Source organism: Nitrospirota bacterium (assembly GCA_035516965.1).
Taxonomy (GTDB): Bacteria; Nitrospirota; UBA9217; order UBA9217; family UBA9217; genus MHEA01.
In genome coordinates this window covers 1-24,185 of sequence record DATIZR010000055.1, presented here as the reverse complement: position 1 = coordinate 24,185, position 24,185 = coordinate 1, and the positions used below count along the sequence as shown (strand labels likewise).

General features: G+C 59.2%; 21 protein-coding genes and 1 tRNA gene. 6 read left to right on the top strand and 16 right to left on the bottom strand.

Going from position 1 to position 24,185, the window contains the following annotated elements; translation table 11 throughout:
• Window positions 1–3 precede the first annotated feature (3 nt).
• From VL197_08385 to VL197_08365, 5 genes are all read right to left on the bottom strand, one after another.
• On the bottom strand, window positions 4–660 hold the full coding sequence (locus VL197_08385) for a M50 family metallopeptidase (GenBank protein ID HUJ17997.1): 657 nt from the start codon (window positions 658–660) through the stop codon (window positions 4–6).
• A 19-nt stretch (window positions 661–679) separates the two neighbouring features.
• Window positions 680–1,039 carry a hypothetical protein gene (locus tag VL197_08380; GenBank protein ID HUJ17996.1) on the bottom strand — a complete coding sequence of 120 codons (360 nt, stop codon included), beginning with the start codon at window positions 1,037–1,039 and terminating at the stop codon, window positions 680–682.
• Between the two features lie 61 nt (window positions 1,040–1,100).
• Window positions 1,101–2,186: an LPS export ABC transporter permease LptG gene (gene lptG, locus VL197_08375; GenBank protein HUJ17995.1), complete on the bottom strand. Its 1,086-nt coding sequence runs from the start codon at window positions 2,184–2,186 to the stop codon at window positions 1,101–1,103.
• A 9-nt stretch (window positions 2,187–2,195) separates the two neighbouring features.
• On the bottom strand, window positions 2,196–3,374 hold the full coding sequence (gene lptF, locus VL197_08370) for an LPS export ABC transporter permease LptF (GenBank protein HUJ17994.1): 1,179 nt from the start codon (window positions 3,372–3,374) through the stop codon (window positions 2,196–2,198).
• A gap of 1 nt (window position 3,375) precedes the next feature.
• Window positions 3,376–5,196: a TIGR04442 family protein gene (locus VL197_08365; protein ID HUJ17993.1), complete on the bottom strand. Its 1,821-nt coding sequence runs from the start codon at window positions 5,194–5,196 to the stop codon at window positions 3,376–3,378.
• 220 nt (window positions 5,197–5,416) lie between these two features.
• Between VL197_08365 and VL197_08360 the strand changes: the two genes are divergently transcribed.
• From VL197_08360 to VL197_08350, 3 genes are all read left to right on the top strand, one after another.
• Complete coding sequence (locus VL197_08360; GenBank protein ID HUJ17992.1) at window positions 5,417–5,989, top strand: TlpA disulfide reductase family protein; 573 nt, start codon at window positions 5,417–5,419, stop codon at window positions 5,987–5,989.
• Between the two features lie 210 nt (window positions 5,990–6,199).
• Window positions 6,200–7,351 (top strand): transglycosylase domain-containing protein, encoded by a 1,152-nt coding sequence (locus VL197_08355; GenBank protein HUJ17991.1) that lies wholly within the window; start codon window positions 6,200–6,202, stop codon window positions 7,349–7,351.
• A 78-nt stretch (window positions 7,352–7,429) separates the two neighbouring features.
• On the top strand, window positions 7,430–8,029 hold the full coding sequence (locus tag VL197_08350) for a response regulator (protein HUJ17990.1): 600 nt from the start codon (window positions 7,430–7,432) through the stop codon (window positions 8,027–8,029).
• 191 nt (window positions 8,030–8,220) lie between these two features.
• Here VL197_08350 and VL197_08345 read toward each other — a convergent pair whose 3' ends face one another.
• From VL197_08345 to VL197_08320, 6 genes are all read right to left on the bottom strand, one after another.
• Window positions 8,221–8,373 carry a hypothetical protein gene (locus tag VL197_08345; GenBank protein ID HUJ17989.1) on the bottom strand — a complete coding sequence of 51 codons (153 nt, stop codon included), beginning with the start codon at window positions 8,371–8,373 and terminating at the stop codon, window positions 8,221–8,223.
• Window positions 8,374–8,556: 183 nt separating this feature from the next.
• Entirely contained in the window at window positions 8,557–9,192 is a 636-nt protein-coding gene (locus VL197_08340) for a hypothetical protein (GenBank protein ID HUJ17988.1), read from the bottom strand.
• Window positions 9,193–9,319: 127 nt separating this feature from the next.
• Window positions 9,320–12,907 (bottom strand): chromosome segregation protein SMC, encoded by a 3,588-nt coding sequence (gene smc, locus VL197_08335; GenBank protein ID HUJ17987.1) that lies wholly within the window; start codon window positions 12,905–12,907, stop codon window positions 9,320–9,322.
• Window positions 12,908–13,082: 175 nt separating this feature from the next.
• A complete protein-coding gene (locus VL197_08330; protein ID HUJ17986.1) occupies window positions 13,083–14,768 on the bottom strand; it encodes a hypothetical protein in 1,686 nt (561 codons plus the stop codon).
• 16 nt (window positions 14,769–14,784) lie between these two features.
• Window positions 14,785–15,519 carry an ABC transporter ATP-binding protein gene (locus VL197_08325; GenBank protein ID HUJ17985.1) on the bottom strand — a complete coding sequence of 245 codons (735 nt, stop codon included), beginning with the start codon at window positions 15,517–15,519 and terminating at the stop codon, window positions 14,785–14,787.
• Window positions 15,520–15,747: 228 nt separating this feature from the next.
• Window positions 15,748–17,196 (bottom strand): transglutaminase-like domain-containing protein, encoded by a 1,449-nt coding sequence (locus VL197_08320; GenBank protein HUJ17984.1) that lies wholly within the window; start codon window positions 17,194–17,196, stop codon window positions 15,748–15,750.
• 206 nt (window positions 17,197–17,402) lie between these two features.
• Between VL197_08320 and VL197_08315 the strand changes: the two genes are divergently transcribed.
• From VL197_08315 to VL197_08305, 3 genes are all read left to right on the top strand, one after another.
• The gene (locus tag VL197_08315; GenBank protein HUJ17983.1) at window positions 17,403–17,696 is read left to right on the top strand and encodes an integration host factor subunit alpha; all 294 of its coding nucleotides are present in this window, start codon (window positions 17,403–17,405) and stop codon (window positions 17,694–17,696) included.
• A complete protein-coding gene (locus tag VL197_08310; GenBank protein HUJ17982.1) occupies window positions 17,665–17,994 on the top strand; it encodes a MerR family transcriptional regulator in 330 nt (109 codons plus the stop codon). The genes VL197_08315 and VL197_08310 overlap by 32 nt, the downstream gene beginning before the upstream one ends.
• A 77-nt stretch (window positions 17,995–18,071) precedes the next feature.
• Window positions 18,072–18,148, top strand: a tRNA-Pro gene (locus VL197_08305).
• Window positions 18,149–18,407: 259 nt separating this feature from the next.
• Here the strand turns inward: VL197_08305 and VL197_08300 are convergent.
• The 5 genes from VL197_08300 to glmS all read right to left on the bottom strand — a co-directional run bounded on the left by VL197_08300 (window position 18,408) and on the right by glmS (window position 23,924).
• Window positions 18,408–18,782 carry a DUF488 family protein gene (locus VL197_08300; protein ID HUJ17981.1) on the bottom strand — a complete coding sequence of 125 codons (375 nt, stop codon included), beginning with the start codon at window positions 18,780–18,782 and terminating at the stop codon, window positions 18,408–18,410.
• Between the two features lie 140 nt (window positions 18,783–18,922).
• Window positions 18,923–20,698 carry an EAL domain-containing protein gene (locus VL197_08295; GenBank protein HUJ17980.1) on the bottom strand — a complete coding sequence of 592 codons (1,776 nt, stop codon included), beginning with the start codon at window positions 20,696–20,698 and terminating at the stop codon, window positions 18,923–18,925.
• 297 nt (window positions 20,699–20,995) lie between these two features.
• Entirely contained in the window at window positions 20,996–21,673 is a 678-nt protein-coding gene (locus VL197_08290) for a PilZ domain-containing protein (GenBank protein HUJ17979.1), read from the bottom strand.
• A 191-nt stretch (window positions 21,674–21,864) separates the two neighbouring features.
• Entirely contained in the window at window positions 21,865–22,026 is a 162-nt protein-coding gene (locus tag VL197_08285; protein ID HUJ17978.1) for a hypothetical protein, read from the bottom strand.
• 68 nt (window positions 22,027–22,094) lie between these two features.
• Complete coding sequence (glmS, locus tag VL197_08280) at window positions 22,095–23,924, bottom strand: glutamine--fructose-6-phosphate transaminase (isomerizing) (protein ID HUJ17977.1); 1,830 nt, start codon at window positions 23,922–23,924, stop codon at window positions 22,095–22,097.
• Between the last annotated feature and the right edge of the window lie 261 nt (window positions 23,925–24,185).

Sequence of the window (24,185 nt, the reverse complement as noted above, 5' to 3'; positions counted from 1 at the left end):
CGTTCACGGGAGCAGGGCGTACCCCTTCCGGGCCAGCAGCGTCAGGACGTGAACCGTGTGCATTATACCATGTACGAGGAAATCGAGAAAGCCGTTCTTTTTGGCGAGCAGCAGATGGATGAGCAGCGCCATGAAGACGACGTTGAACAGGTAGATCAGGGGATAGGAGAAGAGGGCCCCATGCTCCCTGATGTCCTTCTGGTCCGTCTGCAGGAAGATGGCCGTCAGCGCAACGTGGAACGCGAAGGTGGCTCCGGCGAAGAAAACGAAAGCCGACGCGGCGGCCCTCGCCTCCGCCGCGGTCATGAGACCGTAGAGCACCATGGTCAGGAACGTGTAGAGCGGAAAGAAGTACGGCGCCAGCGTGATCAGGAAGTTCGACTTGGTGACGGTGACCTGGCCGCCCCGTTCGCTCGCGCGGAAGGCCTTGACGGACCCGCCGAAGAGAACGGCGAAGAGCGCATGGGTCAGTTCATGGCCGAACACGTAGGTGAGGATGGGTTTCTTGAAGAGCACATGGACGGCGAGATAGGCGAAGCCGCCGGCGATGAAGTAGTAGGGGACGTCGGCCTTGTAGGGGATGGCGAACACGTTTTCCCCCAGTTGCCACGTGAAGCCGAGGCAGAAGGGGAGCAGCGCGAGCCCCAGCAGTATTTTCACGATCCGCTTCAGCATCACCCTACAGGAGGCTGTCGAGCAGGAACCGGGTGAGCAGTTCCGTGTCCGAAAGTCTGTCCAGGAGCTCCTTTTTTTCGCCGATGAAGCCCGCGTCCGCCACGTAGGCCGTCTCGCGGTAAAGGACCGAATCGAGATACAGTTCGGCGTTCATCGCCCTGAGGTCCTTTTCGTACTTGATGGCTCCGACCAGGCCGTGGGGGTCGGGACCGTTGTCAGCGGTCCTGGTGATCCGGTAGCCCGGCTCGAGTTCGAAGGAGGGTTTATCCGCGGTGATCAGGGTAAGGAGGTTCCCGTCCAGCGTGATCTTGCCTTCGCTGATCAGGGCGTCAAGGATAGCCTGAGAGAAGAATATCTTTTGCATAGGTGTCGCGGCAGGCGTGTGCTGACCGCATCGCCGGATCCGGCTGTCCGGCCGCTGCCTTTCAGTTCGTTTTCTGCATCCGGAACAGAACAAACAGGGAAGCCGACGCAAAGAGGAAGTTCGCCAGCCATGCCGACTCGAAGGGCGGCAGAGCGCCCGAACGGCCGAGCGCCGTTCCAACGCTCGACAGGCCCCAGTAAAGAAAGGCGATCAGGATGGCGAAGGCGACCCCCCTGCCGAACCCGCCGCTCCTGACCTTCTGGAGGGAAAGCGGCGTCGCGATCAGGACCATGAGCATGCTTGAAAGCGGGAAGGCAAGCTTGTTGTGGAGGTCCACTTCATACCGGGCCGCCTTGTAGCCGCTCGTCTTGAGCCGCTTCACGTACTCCCACAGCTCTGCAAAGTTCATTTCCTCCGAGCTTTTCACGATCATGCCCAGGTCCTGGGGGCTGTCCACGATGTTGTAGATCTCCCCGTCGGCGCTCTGCTCGGATGCCCCGTCATCGGAAAAAATATATTTATGGCTGTTCTGGAACCGCCAGGCACCGTTCTGCCATAGCAGGCTTGCCGCGGTGATCCGCTCCCGGACCGAGTAGTCCGGGCTCATCTTGTAGATGTTGAGCCCGATCATCTCGGTGTGTTCGGGCGTTATCAGGTCGATGTTCGCGATACTGTTGTCGGGCCCCCGGAGCCAGAGTTTCCGCTGCTGGAACACGACGCGCTGCTGCTTCTTTTCGATCTCCACGCTCTTGATGAAGTTCGCCCGGGCCGTATAGCGCGGCATGACGAACTCGTTGTTGAGGAAGCCGAAGGCCGAGATCAGGACGCCGCCGGCGACCACCGGCGCTATGATCGAGAACAGGCTCACGCCGCTGGCGCGCATGGCGATGACCTCATTATGCCGGGACAGGTTGCCCAGCGACAGGAGGGCGGCAACGAGCGCTGCGATCGGAAGGGCGGACGATGCCATGGCGGGAATGCTGTAGAAAAAGTAGGAGATAACCTGGCCGAGGGTCGCCTTGTTGTTGATAAAGTTGTCCGCTTTCTGCAGGAAGTCCATGCAGACGGAAAGAACCAGGATCCCGGTCAGGATCGCAAGGAAGATCCGGGCGAATTCTCCGAATATGTGGCGGCTGAGCAGTCTCATTGTGAACCGTCAGGCAAGCTTCTTCCTCTGCTCCTTGAGGCGGTGATATGCGTTTGCCATGCCGCCCAGAATACCGAAGTCCAGTTCCCGGCCCTTCTTGAAGACCAGCAGTCCACCCGCAATGGTCATCAGGGCGTTCGGCATCCAGTAGGCAACGGCAGGCGAGAGCCTTCCGGTGTTGGCAAGGTTTGTGCCGCTCGCGAGCAGGATGTAATAGACCAGGAAAACGAGCAGGGCAACGACGATGCCGGCCGACTTGCCGGACCGGGACCGCCGGATGCCGAGGGGCGCGCCGATGAGCCCGAAAAGCACGCAGGCAAAGGGGAGCGAGAGCCTCTTGTGAAGTTCGCTCTCGATGTCCACAGCAGGTTTGCCCGCTGCGCGGGTCCGCCGCAGGTCCCGGTACAGCTCGAGACTCCCGATCTCGTCGAATTCGCGATTCCCCGGTCCGTTCAGCAGCAGGACGTTGCTGATATCGAGGTGCAGGCTGCCCGAATCGAACGCCATGGTCGAATAGGTCCCCTCCTCGCGGGGAAGGACGTAGACGGAGCCGTTCGTCATGGCCAGGGTAACCTTCAGGGATGCGGGATCGGCAATGAGCCTGCCGCGGCGTGCGGCGATCGCGTAGGGTTCCTTTGCCGAACGTTCGTCCGAGATGAATATGCCTTCCATGTTGTCGACGGATTCCATCTTGTCCACGTAGATGACCTTGCCGTCGAAGGTGCTGCTGAACACGCCGGGCTCGACGCCGACCAGCGCGCGGGACTTGATGATATTGAAAAGGTGGATCTTGAGGGCGTGGTTGGCCTCGGGCGCGACGACCAGCGCCAGCCAGGCCGTAAGGATGAATGCCGCCGTCGCGAAGAACAGGGCCGGACGGATCATGTTGTAGAGGCTGATCCGGGATGCCTTCATGGCCGTGATCTCCGAGTCGGAGCCGAGGCGGGAGAACGCCGTGAGCGTGGCCACGAGGAGCGACATGGGAATGGTGAGGACAAAAAAACCGGGCAGAATATAACCGATGAGGGCGACAATGGAACCGACGGTGACGCCCTTGGCGATCACGAGTTCGGCGAGCCGGAACATCTTCTGCAGGAACAGCACGAGGGTGAGCGCCGCCATGCTCAGAAGAAAGGGCGTGACGATCTCGGCGAGGATGTAGCGGTCCAGTATGCGGATCCTGAACATTCTATCTTCTGAGCTCCTCGAGGATATTTTGCTCGATCTTGTTCAGGTCGAAATAGTCCTTTTCGAGCTCCTCAACATAGAACCGGTCGAGTCCGCTGTTCAGCAGGAAGTCCTCGCGCACGCGGTTGTCGCGGGAAACGATGATGTGCGGGAGCAGGTTGTTCAGGTAGAAGGATTCCTTCCGTATGTCGAGGATGATCTCCTCGAACACGCTGTGCGGGACCGGCGTCTGAACGATGCCCTTGGCCTGGAGCTCGCGGTTCAGGTCCTGGATGAAGATCTCCTGGTCGTCCTTCGAGTTGAGCTCGGCGTAGATGCTCTTGAAGCGGTCCTTGATGTAGCGGTGGATGGACGTGTACAGCTTGTCCACCTCGTTGATCTGCGACAGGCTGGAGGCGACCTCCCGGTACGTCGCATTGCCGGCCTTGATCTCCAGCAGCCCCCGCCCGAGGATCTCGACCTTTTTCCGCCCGTACCGGGTGAGGTAGCGGTTTGCCAGAAGGTTCTCGATGAAGAGTTTGCGGAACAAATCGGCATCGATCTCGTCGAAGATCTCCTTGTTCCCTGACAGGCTCCGGATGTTGTCCTCGCTCAGTGCGGAGTTCTCCATGAAGGCAAGGTTGTTGACGGTGGTCGCGGCGCTGTCGTACCGGTCGAAATAGGTCAGGATATGGCTCATGGCCTCCATGACCGACATGTCGTTGGTGTCGCGCGCGTGCTCGTCGCAGGCCCGGACCGTGTCGAGCAGGAGGCTCTCGAATGCCGGATCGCGGTTCATCGTGGACCGCTCCTTGGCCTTCAGAAGCTTGATCAGGTCCTCCGACGAAACCTGTCCCCGGATGCGGTCGGTCCGGAAGAACAGGCCTTCGAAAATGGCCCGTGTGTCGCGGATGTAGTCCGGCTCCTCGAGCTCCACGATGTTCATGTCCTTCAGGAGGAGTTCGTCCAGCGTATCGAAGAGGGTGTGGGGAATGTTGAGCCTGAGGCTAAGGGTCCTGAGGCGGGAAAGCTTGGCCAGCTCCGACGGGCTCACCTCGCCCTTTTCCGAGACGGCGATCAGGATGTCCTTGTACTCATCGACGATCTTCTTGTTCTCGGGAAGCTTGTACATCCCGTCTATCTTGATTCGCTCCTGCTGGTAGGGGAGGATCGTATGCTTTTTCGCGAGCTCATCCAGGGCGCTCATCCCGGCCGTCCCGATGGATTTGCGCTCCGTATAGAGCCGGTTGAAGGTCCGGTAATACTCCTCGTTGTGCCGGTTCACGAGACGGAAGAGAAACACGAGCGCCTTCGGGTCTCCGAGGGCGTCGAAGATCTCGCGGCAGAGCCTGCTGTCATCGTTCGCGCCGACGGTCTCGCTGCGCTTCACCTGCTTGCCGATGGCCCGCAGGATCTCGCGCTGCATGTCCCTGATCTCGCTCTTCTGCGAGGGGTGAATGAAAAAGAAGTAGTTGGAAACGGCATTCCCGGTGAGAAAGACCTGGTCAAAGGACTCTTTTCCCGACGTGGTGTTCGTGAAGGTGATATTATCGTTCCTGTCGGAAAAAGCGCCGTACATCACCAGCCGGTTGGACACGTCCTTGCGCAGGAGGTCCTTCAGCGGCAGGTCAACTCCGAACATGTATTCGCAGAGACTCCCGCCGGTCCCCATGTAGCGCACGCCGTCGGCCTGGATTATGAATTCGTTGCCGCCGGAAAAGAAGCGGTCCCCGTCCGGAAGGCACTCGTAGCAGTATCGGCTGCTCAGGTCGGCGCCGGAGATGGTCACGTAATAGTCGAGTTTTTCGTTTGCTTTGCCGTGGAGCTTTATTTCGTGGATCATACGGCACGTATTATAACAGATGGCCCTGTATTTTCAAAATGAAAAGTGGCTTTCGTGCAGCAACAGGGCCTCTGCTGCGGATTCGCCGCGGCAGGGGGGGCCGCTCCGCGGACCGTCTCGAAAAGGTCCTTGCCCTGTCCTCGCCAAGTGAGGTATAATCCCGTCTGTCAGCAATCGGGCAGCGGGTGCAGGCGGCTGCCCGTCAGGGCAGGAGCGGGCTATGAGTCAACGGCCGGCAGAGGGAACGATGGGTAAGGCTGCGAAAAAAGTTGTGGTCCTGGCAATGCTCGGCGCGGCAGTCGGCATGCTGCTTGTTTTCCTGGTCCTGGCCAAGGGAGGTTCGAAGGCTTCGAAGATCGTCGCAGAAGGGGACCGCGCCCCGGAATTCACGCTTCCTGCCCTGGACGGCCGGAAGGTCGGGCTCGCGGATTTTCGCGGCAAGGTTGTGATGGTCCACTTCTGGGCCACCTGGTGCCCGCCCTGCGTTGAAGAGATCCCGACGCTGGACAGGCTGCTCCGTACCATGGCCGGCACTGACTTCATCATGCTGCCGGTGAGCGTCGATGAAGGGGGAGCGGAGTCGGTCAGGTCCTTTCTGGAGCGGAACAGGCTCACCCTGCCGGTCCTGCTCGACCCGGGCCACGAGACCGCGAACCGTTATGGCACCTTCAAGTTCCCGGAAACCTACGTTCTCGACCGCAGCGGCATGGTGAAATACAAGGTGATCGGCCCGAGGAACTGGGATGATCCGGTCACGATACAGGCGCTCCGTGACCTTGCGGCCGCGAATTAGCACGCCAACCGTTCAGCAGAACCGAAGCGGAGGGTTACCATGTCTGATACGATCGTCACGGCTGTCATCCTGATCGCGCTGCTTGTCGCGGTCATCTGGTTCAATCGCACCATCGGGTGGGGCTGAGCCGCGGATGAAGATCCCCTCTGTAGAGGGGAGAAACGCGACCGCCGCGAATCCAAAAGCGAGGAGAAGAAGTAGCCTTCCGCGATGAAAAAGATCTTTTTCGCAGGGCTCGGCATCATAGCGCTCTGCGCCGTGGTCCTTGCCTGCTGGGCCCTCCTGGCCCTTTCCCATCTGCCCGACGTATCCAAGCTGAAACACTACCGACCCGCAGCGGCCTCCGAGGTGCTGGACCGTGAAGGACGGCTCCTGACTGAGTTCTATGACGGGAGGTACCGGATCTGGGTGCCCATCGCCTCGCTGCCGGATATCGTGATCCAGGCCGTCGTGATCGCGGAGGACGACACCTTCTTCGAGCATAAGGGCGTCAACTACAAGGCCGCCTGGGACGCGCTGGTCCTCGACGTACAGAGGCGGCGGTTCGCGCGGGGCGGGAGCACGATCACGCAGCAGATGATCAAGAACGTCCTGCTTACGCGGGAGAAGACGCTGACCCGGAAGCTCCAGGAATACATCCTGGCCCGCAGGGCCGAGGAAGTGCTGACGAAGCGACAGATCCTCCAGATCTACCTGAACGAGGTGGAGTGGGGGGACAACCTGTACGGCATCGAGGCCGCGAGCCGCTACTATCTCGACAAACACGCTTCGGAGCTGTCCCCCGCTGAAGCTGCGCTGCTCGCCGGCATGCTTCCCAGTCCGCGCTATTATAACCCCTTCAAACGCCCGGACAATGCAAGAAAAAGGCGGGATCAGGTGCTGTTCAACATGGCCCAGGCAAGGATCATTACCGACGACGTATATCAAGCCGCGTTGCAGACGCAGCCGGTCCTCAGGCAGCAGGCTGCCGGCAGGTTCACCTTCACTGCTCTCGAAGCAACGCGCGCCAGGCAATGCTCCGACGCGGTTCTGGAACAGATCCTGCTCCGGTTGTTCGGGGACCAGAATGTGTACCGCGGCGGGTTGACGATAAGAACCAGCCTCGATCGGGGCCTGCAGGGTGAAATGAACCGGCTGGAAGATGCATCGGAACATCCTTCAGCACCAGACCGGGTCACCGTCGTCCGACAGGGCGATCAGATACGGGCGCTCCTCTGTTCCGCGGGGAAGGAAATGAGTGTCCGTGAAAGGCTTGAGAGCGCCGGTTTGCCCGGCCTGGATTATGAGGTGGCATCCGTGTCAACAGAGGAAGTAACGCGCGAACAGATCATACAGTCCGTTGAAGGGGAAAAGAAGAAGTAGAGCATTCGGAATCATCCGGGCAACGGTCCGGACGCATGGGGCGTACCGGCGGCGGAAAAAACGGGAGAGAATTGAACGATGACTGCTCCGCGGATCTTGATTGTAGAGGATGAGGTCCTGGTTGCGACGGACCTGAAGAACAGGATCACGCACTTCGGCTATGAAGTCATTGATGCGGTTTCTTCGGGAGAGGCCGCCATCGCTCGGGTCGCCGCGCAGAATCCCGATATTGTGCTCATGGATATCATGCTGAACGGGGTCCTGGACGGGATCAAGACAGCCGAGGTGATACGAAAGCGCTTCAGCATCCCGGTGATTTATCTCACGGCGTTTTCCGAAGAAAAAATATTTCAGGAGGCAAAGATCACCGAGCCTTATGGCTATGTCATCAAGCCGTGCAATGACCGGGAATTGCACATCGCCATCGAGGTCGCGCTGTACAAGCATAAAGTGGATTCAGAAAAAGAGGATCTCATCGCGAAGCTTCAGAACGCCCTTGCCACGATCAGCACGCTGCACGGGATCCTGCCTATCTGCTCGTCCTGCAAAAAGATCCGCGACGACAAGGGCTCCTGGCAGCAGATCGAGTCCTACATCCGGGAGCATTCGGAGGCTGAATTCACGCACGGGATCTGCCCCGACTGCGTGAAGAAGCTCTATGACCCTGGTGAGCAATGATGCCCCCCGTCTCCCGGGAACGTACGACGGACGTCGTCAATGTTTTCGTTCCTGCACCGAGACAATTGTCCTGATGTGGACACTCGCCGGAGAAGTTAAAAGACACCGGTAAGGATGAGGCCGCCCGCTCCCGCACCCGTGAAGTGCATGGAGCAGAAAGCCCGATCTTTTCGAATCTCTCTGCCCCGCGATCAGAACTCGATGTTCGGCCTCAACAGGAATTGAAAACCCGTTCCCTCTCCCGTCGCAAGCGCCCCCGTGTATGTTTTCGCCGACTCCCACACAAAGCCCGCGGCAAGCGACAAGGCGATCTGTCTGTTCTCGATCGGCCATTTCTTGTCCACGTAAGAATAATGCCTTATGGGCGCAAAGGTCTTCCTTTCCAGGTCTATTGTGTATTCAAACCCGCTGTTGTACAGCAGCGAGGATCCTTGAGGCCTGTAATCCAGCCTGCTCCTCCTGACGGAGAGGTACAGGATGTCGGTGACGTCAGGGTTGCCATGGAGCTTGGTCCCGATGCGAAAACTTCAGCTCAGTTTCTTGACCGGTGATTTCCGGTCCCCCTTCATCTTCCATTCGATCTCCCGCCAGCGGTCACGGATCATCGTGTTGTTCTTGATATGATAATTGCCCGCGCTGAACAGGTAGCCGCTGTAGCCGTTTCCCTTGATGTCCCCGCTGCCCGAAATGTCGAAGGCGACCACGTTCCCCGCAAGGAGCGAGACTGCCCAGGGCTCTTCGAACCCGGCGGTCAGGGCCTGGATCCAGTTGAAGCTGCCTGAGATCTGGGCGTCCTCGTACAGTCCCGGATCGTGTTTCTTCACATACACGCCCAGATAGGGCATGGGGTTGACGCTTCCTTCGAGCACGATGAACCGCGGCAGGACGGCCGCGCGGGAGAGGAGGGTCCCATAGATCTCCGACTCGGTCCTTTCGCCGATGTAGGGGATGGGTTCTTTCGTCAGCGCGAGGATCAGTTCCACGTCCGTGTAATAGGCATCGGGTTCGAATTCGAACTTGATGCGCTGGAAGTTTTCCGGGAGCAACGGCTGATCCTGCGCCGGGCCGCCCTCGGCCGTTTGGGTCCGTGCGGTCAGGGGAAAAGCGAGCAGCAGAACAAGAGCTACGGTCAGCGCCGGGAGGATCGGTGAGGTATTTATCATACAGCGGGGCGCGAGGGCCCTGTCAGGCAGGATAGCACAGAACCGGGGACAGGTGAATTGCAAAGATCGCCCGGAAGGCTGAGGAGGCAGGGGAAGGGGCGCCCAGTGCGGGCGCCCTGAACGACGGTTAGACCAGCGCCGCCTCTTCCCGGAGACGCACCGACACAACGCGGGAGCACCCGGGCTCCTCCATGGTGATGCCGTACAGCGCATCGGCCGTTTCCATGGTCCGCTTGTTGTGGGTGATCGTGATGAACTGGGAATGCTCGCTCATCTTCCGGATGAGGCGGGTGAACCGCGTGACGTTCGCCTCATCGAGCGGGGCGTCCACCTCATCGAGCATGCAGAAGGGGCTGGGCTTCACCAGGAAGGCCGCGAAGAGCAGGGCGATCGCCGTGAGGGCACGCTCGCCGCCCGAGAGCAGGGCGATGCTCTGGAATTTCTTCCCCCGGGGCTGCGCGATGATCTCGATGCCCGATTCCAGGATGTTTGCCTCGTCGAGCAGCACGAGCTCCGCCTTGCCGCCCTCGAACAGCAGGGAGAAGACCTCACGGAACTTCACCTGGATCGCGTTGAAGGCCTCGCTGAAGAGCTCCTTCGTTTCCCCGTCGAGCTTCGCAATGGTGGCCCTGAGATTGCTGATGGACTCGTTGATGTCGTTCTGCTGGGTGGTCAGCAGATCATACCGCTCCTTCAGCTCGTTGTACTCCTGGAGTGCGTCGACGTTGATGGGGCCCATCTGGTCGATCTTCTGGCGCAGCTCGTCGAGCGTGAGCCGGGACTCCTCCAGGTTGACCTCGAACCGGCCCAGGTCCTGGACCACGGTTTCAAGCTCGGCGTGGTACGTGGTCCAGATATGGTCCTTCAGATGCTCGATCTTCAGCCGGAGCTCGGTCCGTTTTACTTCTATTGCCGAGAGCTTCTTCTGCGCGGCCTCGATGTCGTGATGCACCTGCCGCGCCTGTTCCTCGGCGGCATGGAGCACTTTCATCGTTTCGGCGTGGACCTCCTGCCTTGACACGAGGACCCGCCGCTCCGCCTCCAGGACCTCGATGTGACCTTTGATCTCGGCCTCGGCGTGCACGATCGCCGCTTCCAGCTCGGCGAGCTTCGACGCGATCTCGGTGATCTCCGCCTCGCGTTTCAGGCGCCGTTCCGCGAGCTCGCCTCCGGTCTGCACCAGGGCTGCCATGCTCCGGACGGCGGATGACTGTTTTTCCTGCAGCGCCGTCATTTCCATCCTGAGCTCGGTGATGGCAGCGCGCGCCGTCTCCAGTTCTTCTTTCCTGACCGTCAGCTCTGCCTGGAGCGCTTCGATGCCCGCCTGGGCGTTCGCATGGCCCGCTTCGAGCACCCTGAGCTGCTCCGAAGTCTGTTCGATGCCCGCGTTCAGTTCCTGCCGGAGGGCTGTCCTGCCCGACGCCTCGGTCTCCAGGGCCCCGATGCGCGCCCTGGACCGGGCGATCTCCTCACGGACGGTCGCGTTGTCCTTCTCCCGGTTGACGAGGTCGATCTCCATGCGATGAACCTGCTGCGAAAGCCCGGCCTCGATGCCCGTGTCCGACGCGATCGACGACTCCAGGGTGGCAAGCTCCTCTGCGAGCGCAGCCGCGGACTTCGTCAGCGCCGCCACTTCCTGTTCGAGCGCCTTGATCTCGCGCCGCTTGGTCAGCATGCCGGTGCCGCTTGCCTCGACGGTCCCTCCCGTGACAGCTCCCCAGGGGTCCACAATCTCCCCGGAAAGGGTCACGACGGTCTTGTCGAAACCATCCTTGTTCCAGAGGTACAGGGCCGTGTCCATGGTGTCCACGAGGACCACGTCCCCGAGCAGGTATTCCGCGACGCTGCCGTATTCCTCGCTGCATTTCACCACGCTGAGCGCAGACCCGATGACGCCCGCGTGGCCGTTCTTGATGAAGGGTTCGGATTTTACCGGACGAGGGGTCCGGGGAATGAACGTGCTTCGTCCGCCGCTCCGGGTTTTCAGGTAATCGATGGCCTTGAGCGAGTCGGACTGGGAGCCCACCACGACGGACTGCAGGCGGTCGCCGAGCACGGCTTCAATGGCCACTTCGTACCGGGGCTCCGTAGCGATCATATCGGCGACCAGCCCGTGGATCGTTCCGAGGCGCTCCTGTTCGGAGGCCTCTTTCCGCGCGGACATCACGGTCCTGACGCCCTTTTGATAGCCCTCGAGGCTCTGCTCCAGTTCGACGAGCGAACGCAGCCGGGACCCCTGCGCGGCTTCCCGATTCCTGGTCTCGTTGAGGTCGGCCTCGAGCTTTTTCTTCTTCGCCGAAGCCTTTTCCAGCCTGGCGGCAACATTGCTGCGCTCTTCCTGGGCGGCGTTCCTCTGCGCGGCAATATCTTCCCGTTCGCGCTCCTTGTCAGACAGGAGTGCCGTGAGTTCGAGGAGCTTCCTCTCGATTTCCTGCTTTTCGCTGATGCCTTTGCCGTCCTGTTCGTCGAGCTGCCCGATGCGCGACTGCAGGTTCGCGATCGCGGACTTTTCTGCGGCGGCGGATGCCAGGGCGTTCATGATCCCGGCCCGGGCCTCGTCGAGGGAGCGCTCCTTCTCTCCGAGCCCCCGCGAGAGGTTTTCCAGGTGGTCATTCCGGTCGCCCAGGAGGGCGTTCTTTTCACTGAGGGCTCCCTCGAGGGTTTTGTTCTCCTGGTCGAGGAGGGTCTTCTGCTCCGCGATGCGCGATGTTTCCTGCTTCAGATAGTCGAGGTCTGCCACATCCCGGCCCCGCTGTTCCGTGAGCGAGGCGATCTGGCTCCGGGACATCTCGACGCGATGTTCGGCACGGCTGAGCGCGCTTTCAACTTCGTGGATCCGCCGCTGGAGGGACGACAGCTCGTGCTCGGCCGACGTGGCGTCGGCCCTCGTCTCCTCAATGGTCGACTCGACCCGGCCGAGCGACGCGTGCAGCCCGGTCACCTGGTCCTCGAGCTGTTTGAACTCCTCCGAGGAGGCGGTCCACTCGCTCCCCAGGCCCGAGTACTCCACGGACGCCAGGCGGAATTCGAGGTCCTTCATCTCCAAGCGCAGCCGCTGGTACCGCTCGGCCTTCTTGGCCTGCCGGTCGAGGGAGTTGACCTGGCGCCTGACCTCCGTAATGATGTCATTCACACGGAGCTGATTCTGCTGGGTCGATTCCAGCTTGGAAAGGGCCTCCTGCCGGCGGGCCTTGTACTTCATGACACCGGCGACCTCTTCGAAGAGGAACCGCCGGTCCTGCGGCTTCGAGGACAGGATCTGGTCAACCTTGTCCTGTTCGATGATCGCGTGGATGCGGGCTCCGACGCCTGCGTCCATCATCAGGTCGCGGATGTCCTTGAGGCGGCAGGGTATCCTGTTGATGAGGTACTCGCTCTCGCCGGACCGGTACAGACGGCGGGTGATCTCGATCTCCTCGTAATGCCCGAATTCCTGCGAGGCAAGCTTCCCTCCGACGTTCGAGAGCCTCAGGGTCACCTCGGCCATGCCGAGGGGCTTGCGGTTCTCGCTTCCGTTAAAGATCACGTCCTCCATCTTGTCGCCGCGCAAATGTTTTGCGCTCTGCTCGCCGAGGACCCACCGGATGGCGTCGGACACATTGCTTTTGCCGCACCCATTGGGACCGACGATCGCGGTCACGCCAGGCTGGAAGACGACGGTGGTTTTATCGCCAAAGGATTTGAAGCCGATCATTTCGAGGGTCTTGAGCTGCATAAGCCTCCCTTGGAAAAGAGACATCACTCTATAGATTACGCGAACAAAGGCGGGGAGAGGAGCGTTTGCCGACTACGCAGGTTTATAGCACATGAGGCAGGTTTTGTAAAGGGAAAAATACAAGGTAAAGTGCTTATTTTATATCTCTATACAATATATTGTGGTAGGGATGGTGCTATATTTCCCGCTCCATAAGGCGTTTAAGCCCTATTTTCATGGGTAAAAGAAGCGCCAGAACATTGACCGCCAGGACGAGGAGGAAAGAAGATCCTATGAGAACCCACCCCGAAGGAGGTATGTGGCCCCTGAAGCTTTGGGCCGCAAAGATGCGGTACACGGGCCATGCCTCGAGCACGACAACGGACCCTATGAACAGCATAGCCGCCAGCATGTAGACGATGCCGCCGAAGCCCGTCGGGATCTGTGCTGCATTCTCATACCTGAACCGGGGAAAAGCGGCACCGAGCCCCACGCCAAGGGACGTGATGCCGAATGTCATCAGGAAGACCGTGACGACGCCGATGCCCATCATGAAGGGCGTGACCTTGAGCAGCGAGTTTGAGAGGATGATCAGTATCTCCGACAGCAGGAGCAGGGGGATCAGGCTGCTCCAGAACTTTGCCCAGAGGAAATCGGTGATAGAGAGGGGGGCGGACCGGATGATCCAGAAGGCCGCTCCTTCGAGGCTCACGGCGGGGAACACGAAGCGGACCGCGATCGCCGTGGTCACGAACCCGACCATCCCGAGGTTGAGGAACGAGATCAGGTTCTGAAGATAGAAACTCGGCATCTGGGCGCGCTCGAAGGGCAGCAGCTTGAAGCTGTAGATGTAGACGACCATGAGCGCGACGAGCAGAAAGAGCTGCGACCATTGCGAAGTGTCCCGGAAAAAGAGCTTCGCGTCCTTGAGCACGATAGACCGCATCTTTCCGGGAAAGGGCAGGGATATCAGCGAAAAAAAACGGTCGGCTGCGCGCGACCGGGACAGGGCGGCCCTCCTGCCCTCCTGGGACCGGGACCAGCTCGCGTAGTAGACCCTGTTGCAGACCCATTCCCCGATGACGACGCCGGCGCCGGCCGTGCTCCAGAGCATGAGCAGGTAGAACAGAACGTCCCCTTTCGCAGAGCGGAGCAGGGGAGCCAGGACTTCCTCGGCCCACTCGTTCGGCAGCAGCGGAGAAACGGGCCCCCGCATGGCGGTGAGGTACTGCACGAGCGTGGGGAAGGCGTCGGGGTCAACGAGCTTCTCCGGCCTCAGCATCCGGAACAGGATGTAGACGGCCACGAAGAAGAGCAGTCCGAGCAGGACCAGGACATCCTTTGCCCTGCGCGCGGGGAACGCGCTCACGAGCAGCATGGTGATGCCGATGCCGATCGCGGCCGGGATCATCAGAAAAGGCACGAGTGCAAGGACGAGCCCTGCATAGTAGGCCGCGGAGGCCTTGAAGACCGCGCCGTAGGCGATGAACACGGGAAGTCCGTAAATGAGCGTCATCCACGACGAGTCGGCAATGGTTTCGACGAACTTCGCCCGATAGACGGTCCCGATCGGGACGGGTGAGGAGAGCAGGATATCGAGCTCGCCCGAGAGGTAGAAGGTCGAAAGGGAGGTGACGACGTTGCTGAAGACCAGGATCGAGAAGAAGGCGATCAGGACCATGGAGAGCAGCCGGATCGCAAGCAGGTCTCCGAGACCTTCGATCGTCCGGAAATAGGAGAGGACCTTGAACGAAACGCCGAACAGGAAGGCCCAGAACGCCAGTCCGAGCAGCGCGAGGATGACGCTCTTCAGGCCGTCGCCGGGCGCCAGGCGGCTGAAGCGATTCTTGATGCCATGATATCGTGGTGTCAGGAGGAACATATGCTCTCTTCCGGGCCTAACGCTGGATCTGCTCGTCTCCGCCGGTCAATCGAAGGAAGACCGGCTCCAGATGGCTGTCGGGCATGCTTGCCATCCGGGCCAGGTCCTCGACGCTGCCCTGCGCGATGATCCCGCCCCTGTTGATGATGGCGACCCGCGTGCACATCTGCTCCACGATCTCGAGGGTGTGCGTGGACATGAACACGGTCACGCCGGTGGCCGCAAGGTCCTTGAAGATGTCCTTGACGAGGCGGGCACCGCGCGGATCCAGGCCGACCATGGGTTCGTCCACGACCAGTACTTTCGGACGATGGAGCAGGGCGGAGGCCATCACGAGCCGCTGCTTCATGCCGTGGGAGAAATTCTCAACGAGTTCATCGGCCCATTCGTTCAAGCCGAACAGATCGAGCAACTCGGCGATCCGGGGTTTGGGGTCTTTCATATCATACAGCGTAGATACGAAGTACAGGAACTCCGTAGCCGTCAGCTTCTCGTAGAGAAAAGGCCTGTCCGGGATGAAGCCGGTTATGAACTTTGCCTTGAGGGGCTGCCGCTGGACATCGTAGCCGCCGACGAGGGCGCTGCCGCCTGTGGGCTGGAGCAGGCCGGCGATCATCTTGATGGTTGTGGTCTTGCCGGCGCCGTTCGGGCCCAGGAAGCCGAACACCTGGCCTTCGGGCACTTCGAGGTCTATGCCGTTAACGGCGGTAAGCGTTCCGTACTGTTTGGTTAGGTTGATGAGTTTGATCATGGTTTTTTTATTTTAGGCGAATGACCGCATATACGATGACAGAAACCTCGCGAGCTTTGTTCACACCGGGCGATGCCGCTAGGCCCGTCGAGGTTTTCGCTTCTCTGATGAAAGCAGGGCTTCGGTTATAATAGCTGGGTGTGAGGCATATCCGCGCCCGCCTGTCCCCGCGTTATCGCAAGAGCGGGGGGGCAACAGCAGGGGATGTTCATCCGTCGTACAGATGTTTTATTGATATTCCAGAACCTCCACCTTCAGTTTTCCCACCAGCTTAAGAATATCCGGCTGCCGGTCGAGATCGCCGGTCACGAACCGGATATGGGTAGCGTCGGCAGGGAACTGGTTGAACGTCGGGTCCACGGCAACCCATTGTCCGAGCCATACCTCGGCCCAGGCATGGTAATAGAACCCGTCGCGCAGATACACGATCCCGGAGGCGAGCCGCGTCGGGATGCCGGCAGACCTCGCGAGGGCGGCATAGAGCGTGGCGTGTTCGTTGCAGTCGCCGACGAGCGAATTCAACACATCGAGCGCGCTCGGAATGCTGATCACCGGCTTTTTTCGTACCGCGTTGTAGACCCATTCGTTCAATTTTCTGGCTGCTTCCCGGGCGTTCCTCTCGCCTTCCAGGATCTTCACTGCCTGGTCCCTGATCCTCGCATCATCGCTCTGGATAAGGGCGGTCGGCCGAAGGGCGTCGGCGAGATCGTTTCCCCGGTACGGCAGGTCATACCCCTCGATTGTCGAAGGGACACGGATATCAATGATGCTCCCCTCCAATCGCTGCCGGTCGCCATCGAGCGTAAAGCCTCGCAGGGGCGCGTCCGTTAGTCTTGCTTTCAGTGAGCGCGTCTGCGGGGAATGCTCGATGGGCTTCGACGGTATCATGACGAGCGAAATGATGTCAACTGCCGGCCCTTTTTTGTCGAGCTTCTTCGCCTCCACCATGCTTTCCCGGAGGAGGACATATCCCAGCGGGCTCTCCTCCTTGAGAGTTTCCCCCTCTTCGGTCATCCACGAATAGGCCTCCAGACCCTGGAAACTTTCCTTGAGCTTGTACACGGTCTGCTCTGCATCCCCGACCTTGATCCGCTCCCGGGCTTCGACACTGATCGCGGCCTCGTCCATATTCATGGTCGCGGGATTGAAGACCGGGAAGCGGTAGTTCCTGCCGGGTTCGAGGCCGAGGAGGACCAGGGCAGGCTTGATGTTCGGCGCGAGGTAGGGCTGATCCTTCAGGCGGATGCGTTCGGTCCGTGTCGTTCCTCCGGTCAGGATGTCCAGGAGCAGTTTTTTACCGACCACGGCTCCTTTGACCGTGATCGTACCGGTGTCCGATTTCATCGAGAAGTCGAAGTACTTGAGCAGGAAGTTCTTCGTGGTGTAGCTGTTAATGACAGTGCTGACCCGCTGAACCGAACCGAGGACCAGGAGATCGAGCTGCGATTCCTCGGTAATGTGGTACGTGTCCGCCTCACTGGTCACCCGGGTATGAGCAAAGCCGATCTTGCGGCCCTGCTGGTAGATGCCGGACCAGTCGTCTCCCGTCCGGACGCCTTCCTCGGTGATGACATCCAGCGCGATGACGGTCGACGGGCGCAGATAGGTCCGCTCGATAAGCAGTCCGAGCATGATGAGCCAGAAAAGGATGATAGTTGTTTTGATCAGTCTGCTCATTTTTCTGCTGCTGGTTATAGCGTGCTGCGTAACAAAATCTTGCGTAATGGTAACCGTAATCGGTCTTGTTGTCAAATACACGGAAATAGTCCGACAGCTACCGCATATATCCTCGTAATTTCAGTCGTATACGAGAAGTTTTGCCTTGACTTTCAAGTCCCTGTGCTCTATAGTAAGCACCAGTATGCACCGTAGAGGAGGCGTTTATGACGAAAGCAGATATCATCTCAGAGGTTTTTGATAAGGTCGGCCTTCCCAAGCAGGATGCGGAAGAGCTTGTTGAGATGATTCTGGATTTGGTAAAAGATACGCTAAAACAGGGGGAAACGGTCAAACTTTCCGGGTTCGGGAACTTTGTGGTGCGCAAGAAGAACTCCCGCAAGGGACGCAACCCAAAAACCGGCCAGGAGATCGAGATTACCCCGAGGAAGGTCGTGAGCTTCAGGCCAAGCATGATCTTTAAAGAGCATGTCATTGAATCTCCAGCACAAACCGAGTAAGCTCTTTTACCGGATCGGTGAGGTAAGCCGAATTACAGGGCTGGAACCCTACGTTCTTCGCTACTGGGAAACCGAATTTCCTCAAATAAAGCCTGACAAGGGCGGCTCAAAACAGCGTCTTTACAAACAGAAGGATGTCGATACGATCCTTCAGATCAAACAGATGCTTTATAAGGATGGATTCACCATAGCCGGAGCCAGAAGAAGATTGAACAACAGGGGCGGGCAGGAAAATATCGGCGCGGTTCTGGAGACGGCAAAGAAGGAACTGAGGGAGATACTGGAGATACTCAAGTAAGACTGTTCATTATTGATTGAAGCATAGCTCGTTCATAAGTAATATTTCCTTTCTGGTTGTATTGCATTGTTTTACATCGGGGCGTGGCGCAGCCTGGTAGCGTACTCGCTTGGGGTGCGAGTGGTCGGCCGTTCAAATCGGCTCGCCCCGACCATTTTATGAGCCCATAACTCATGCGAGTTATGGGCTTTCTCTTTGTCTGTTTCTGGTGAGCCGCATGGCGCGGCCAAAAAGAGCCAGAGCGTCCCCGGGAGGGCAATAGGAGAAGCGGCATTGAGCTGCGGCGGGTGATTTCTACGAAGAGTACCGAAGGAAATATTCCGGTCATGCCGGGATGACGGGCCTATACAAAAACCGGTAATACGAACGTGTCTTTGTCTTCAGAGGCTGAGTCTCAAATTGCAATCCACGGTTCACGCGGCGTCCTTCTTCTCCGAGCCTCTCATCCTGGCTTCGACATATTCCTTCAGGGCCACCGCGTTATTATAGCGCTCCTCCTTTGAACCATAGAGCAGCGTTATTGTGCCTTTCCGAGCGGTGCTCGCGATCCGGTCGACCAGGTCCTTGTTCCGGTCCAGCTCCTTGAAAAACCGTTTTTTGAACTCAATCCACTTCCCGGGGTCATGACTGAACCACGACCTGAGCTCGGTGCTGGGAGCCACATCCCTGATCCATTCATCGATGCGGCTTCCTTCTTTTTTCAGCCCTCTCGGCCAGAGCCGGTCAACGAGTAATCGCCTACCATCGGTATGCGACGGCGGGTCATAGACGCGCTTGATCTTCACCATGGCGGTGGCCTCTACGCAGTACCTTAGGAAAAGTCTCCGGTCAGGCGCCGGTTCCCTGCCCATGAAACGCGCCGGGAAAAGTGCCGTCAAGCTTCGCGGGTTTCTTTCAGGCCCGGCACGTCTGCAGCGAGAACCCTCGCTTATGAGAGCAGGGGCCGCAGTTCTTCTTCGGGCAACGCCCTGCTGAAAATGTATCCCTGCATCTCATCGCATCCGCAGGAACAGAGCAGATCGACCTGTCTCTCTTCCTCCACGCCCTCCGCAATCACTCCCAGCTTCAGGTTGTGCGCCAGGCAGATCATCGCATTGATGACGGCCTCGTTGTCTGCGGCCGCAGCATCCTGATTCCTGATGAGCGATTCGTCGATCTTGATCTTCTGAATGGGAAGCTTCTTGAGCCAGTTGATCGAGGTGTATCCCGTTCCGAAATCATCGATCGAGAAGCCGACGCCGTGCTCGGCCAGTCTTTTGACCCTCAGCAGGGCGGATTCGACGTTCTGCATGGCCACCGTTTCCGGGAGATCCAGGATCAGAAAATGCGGGTCAAGATCGGTGTCACGCAGAACGCCCAGCACAAGGTCATCAAAGTCGGGGCTCCGGAACTGCCGGGCCGATACGTTCACTGACACCGCAACGGGCCGGCATCCGTCCCGCTGCCACTCCTTGTTCTGCGCACAGGCGGTCCTGAGCATCCACAGGTCGATGGATTGAATAAGGCCACCGTCTTCGGCCAAGGCGAGGAACTGTGGCGGCGCAAGCATACCCAGCGCCGGATGCATCCATCGCACCAGCGCCTCGACGCCGATGACCCTGCGGTTCCGCATGTCCACCTGGGGTTGATAGTACGCCACGAGCTCGCCGGCTCCGATGGCATGGCGGAGGTCGTATTCCAGTTCCCTCCGCTCATGAGACCTGATGTCCAGTGCCGGACTGTAAAAGCGGTATGTATTCCGGCCGCTCTCTTTTGCCTGGAACATGGCCCTGTCGGCGCTTCTGGTCAGGTCATCGATCGTGTCGCCGTCGTTGGGATACAAGCTGATCCCGATGCTGCCCGTGACGTGCAGTTCGTAGTCGTTTATCAGGTAGGGTTCGTTGAATTTCGAGATGATCTTCCCGGCGCTGATCGTGGTGTCCTGCGGACTGCTGATGTCCGGGAGCAGGATATTGAACTCGTCGCCGCCGATGCGAGCGGCCGTATCGCTTTCCCGAATGCAGGTCCTGAGCCTGCGGGCCACGTCCCTGAGCAACCTGTCGCCGATTTCGTGGCCCATCGTATCGTTGACGGTCTTGAATCGGTCGAGGTCCACATACAGCACGGCCAGTTTCTTATGATTTCGTTTTGCGTCCGCCATCTCCACGATGAGCCGCTCGGTGAACAGCAGGCGGTTCGGAAGGTCCGTCAGGGGATCATAGAGCGCCTGCTGCCGGAGCGCCTCCTCATACTGCTTGCGCTCGGTGATGTCGCGGATATGGCACTGGATGAAGCGGGCCCTGTTCACCTGGTATATACTGCTTGCGATCTCCAGGGATATCCGGCGCCCGTCTTTTGTTTCGATAAGCCCGTTGTCGAAGCGGCACTGTCCGGCTGTCCGCAACTGCGCAAAAACGCGTTCGGCCATATCACGGCTCTGAAAAGCGCCGATGTCCCTGAGGTTCTTGCCGATAAGCTCTTTCCGGGTGCAGCCCAGTAAATCGATAAGGAAGGGGTTGAGGTCGCGGATCCTTCCGGAGTCAGCATCGAGGACCAGGATGCCTTCCTTGGTACTGTCGAAAAGCCTCCGGTAATGGCGCTCTGACACCCTCGCCCCCACGGCGCGCCTGTGCTGCTCCGGAGAATCAGACAACCGTCTCACCCCGAAGGCGGTGCGGTGATCATGCGTTTTGGAGGCTGCTTTCTTTTCGACCCTCTTGGCCATAGTACTCCCTCCGAAGCAGTTAGAGGGTTATGCTCATGCTATTCATTGTATCATACCTGCTCGAGAGAGGAGGTATGAACATTCATCATTCCTCAAATGACGATCGTCGGGAATCGTTCCGGAAGAAGGGTTCCGGACAACCCGCGCGACGGGGAAAGTCAAATCCTGCCCCATTTCTGCAATTGCAGGGTCGGCAGGGGAATGACATACACCGCGGCCTCCTTGAGGCAGCATCTTATTACTCCGTTGAGCTTGATTATCGAGGTGTTGCCGGGAACCGGTCAGCGCAGGCTCCGGTCAGGCATGCATGAATTGCAGCCCTGTCAGGTAGGCTCCGGCTTCGACCTTCGTCGTCCACCGCACCAGTGCCGGCCGGGCGGAAGCGGAGTTGGCGGGGGAGACATGCACGGCCTGCTCCTGTCTGAGCGGGACCGTGCTCTGCAGGCAGAGGCCCGACGGGCTGCTGTTGACCGCTGTCCCGATGAAGTGCTTCTCGGTCGAGGCAATGAGGCAGGCCACCTTTTCGCGGATGGCCTGTCGATATTCCCTCCGGCGGATGACCAGCGGCTGGGAAAGATCCATGTTGAGCTCGCGGACCTGCAGCCAGGATGACATTTTGACAAAATCCACGGGCTGATCGAAAAAGGCGCACCCCATGGTGCTGATCTCCTTTGCCCTCCCATCCTCCGCGTTGCCGGAGATCAGGGCCTTGTGATTCATGGGGATACTGCATCCCTTCCGCGACTGCTGTCTGAACAGCGCGACGCCCTCCATGGTTGCGGACCGGAAGTCTGCGATAAGGATATCGGCGCAGGGATGGCTCTTCGAGCAATTCACGTGGTCATCCCATAGAGGACAGATGTCCGGTTTCTGGTAGGTCAGGACCTCATATCCGCCCCGGATGGCGAAGTAGTACATCATCATGCTGAGGGTCGTTTGATTGTCGTGGATGATAATTGCTCTTCGCCTTCTCATACTCGTCTCCAGGGGTATTTGTTTTCGCGGGCAAAGACAGGCTGCTGAACCGTCCTCGGCAAGGATCGGAAGACCTTGCCGGTTGTGACCCGTACGCATCCCGGCGTCCCGGGACCCGAGATTACAGCATCGCCTTCCGGCCGTGCAGAATAGCGGGCTGGGCGCTCCTCCGGGGAGACCCTTCCCCGGGATCACGAAAGATGTCTCTCTTCCTGTAGGTACATGGTCCTCGTCGCCTCGGAATAGGGGAATTCGCAGTATTTATGAGCCACCTCGCAGTAAAATGTGGTGACGTACTCCTCCCATCCGCAGGCGCAGCACATACCGCAATCCTCGGGGTTGTTCTTTTTCATGTAGTTCTTACAGCGGGGGCATTGTTTGATCCACATACCGTCCATGCTACCCCCTTCCCCAACGAGCGTCATTCCACGGTAACGCTCTTTGCCAGGTTTCTCGGCTGGTCGACGTCGCAGCCCCGCAGCACGCCGGCATGGTATGCAAGAAGCTGCAGCGGTATGGCGTTCACGAAAGGCATGAACAGGGGATGCGCAGACGGCACCTCGATGATATCGTCGGCCTTGCCCTTGAGCGCTTCCGCAGAATCGGTTACCGCGATGACCCGTCCGCCGCGCGCTTTCACTTCCTCAATATTCGAAAGGATCTTGTCCAGGAGGTCGTTCGACGGCGCCAGGACCACGACCGGCAGGTTCTCATCGATCAGCGCGATCGGACCGTGCTTCATCTCTCCTGCCGGATAGCCCTCGGCGGGGATGTAGGATATCTCCTTCAGCTTCAGCGCTCCCTCGAGCGCGAGGGGATAATTGATCCCCCGTGCGAGAAAGAGGAGGTCCCTTGCCTGGAGGAGGGTTCCCGCGATGGCCTTGATCTCCCGGTCCCGGGCCAGTACCCTGTCGAGGAGGGCAGGGACCCCGGCGAGGTGCGCCTTCAACTCCTCAACAGCATCCCCGGTCAGACAGTTCCGTCCGTAGCCCATCCCGATCGCGAGCAGGAAGAGGGCCGCGAGCTGGGAAGTGAACGTTTTGGTGGCTGCAACGCCGATCTCGGGACCGCTCCGCGTGTACAGGACCGCGTCCGCTTCCCTTGTGGAGGTGCTCCCGACCACGTTGCAGATGGTGAGCGTCCTCGCTCCCCTGCGCTTTGCCTCGCGCTGCGCGGCGAGCGTGTCAGCCGTCTCTCCGGACTGCGTTATGGCGATAAAGAGCGTGTCCCTGTCAATGATGGGTTCCCGGTAGCGGTACTCCGAAGCGATTTCGACGCTCACCGGTACTTTCGCGAGCCGCTCGATCAGATACTTGCCGACCAGGGCGGCATGGTACGATGTACCGCACGAGACGATGTGCAGCATGCGGACGTTGGCGAGCCCGCCCAAGGGGATTCCGAGGTCCGCCACAAAGTTCAGCGGGTCGCTGATGCGGTCCCCGATTGTCTGCCTGATGGCATGGGGCTGTTCGAAGATCTCTTTATGCATGAAGTGATCATGCCCGGCCTTCTCGGCCATGGCCGGCGACCAGTCGATCTCGACCACATGGTCCTGGTAGGGGATCATGGCGTCTGTTTCGATATGACGGAGGTCGATGCCATCCTTCGTGAGAGTGCAGATGCATCCATCCTCAAGAAAGATGAACTTGCGCGTGTAGGGGAGGGCCGCGGGAATGTCCGATGCAAAGTAGTACATCGATGCGCCGATCCCGATGACAAGGGGGCTTCCTTTTCGCACCGCATAGAGCGTGTCAGGGCTGCTTTCGCTCATGATGCCGAGCGCATAGGTCCCCTGCAACTGCGCCACGGCATGGCGTATGGCGTCACGGACCGGATGGCCCTGCTTCCGGTACCGTGCAATGAGCTGGGGAACGACTTCCGTATCGGTCTGCGAAAGGAAACGATGACCCTCGGCTTCGAGCTGGCTGCGCAGGTCCCGGTAGTTCTCGATGATGCCATTGTGGACCACGGCGATATCGTCAGCGCGGTGAGGGTGAGCATTGATCGACGAGGGCGCACCATGGGTGGCCCACCGGGTATGGCCGAGACCGATGGAGATCAACGGAGTGGGTATGGGCAGTATTTTTTGCAGGTCCCGCAGCCTTCCCTTGGTCTTGTAAACTTCGAGGCCGTGGCCGTTCTGGAATGCTACGCCCGCCGAGTCATATCCGCGGTACTCGAGCCTCTTCAGTCCGTCCACGAGCATCTGGAGTGAGCCTTCTTTTCCTACATAACCGACGATGCCGCACATAAGTATCCCTCCGCCTGGCGCTTATCCTCTACTAAAGTACTAAAGAATCATAAGAATCATCATTACAGCAAGCCTCATCGTTTTATGCGATCTTAAGCATTTCAAAATAGAGTCTGGCTCTGCTGCGAGACAATGCGTCTCATATTGATAATCTGCAAATATTGTTCCTTCAATGGATCCCGGCAGGGGTTGTTGCAAAGCTTACGACAGCAAAGAGGATTTTTTCATGCTACGGAAGCTTTTCCGATCATATAAATCGTT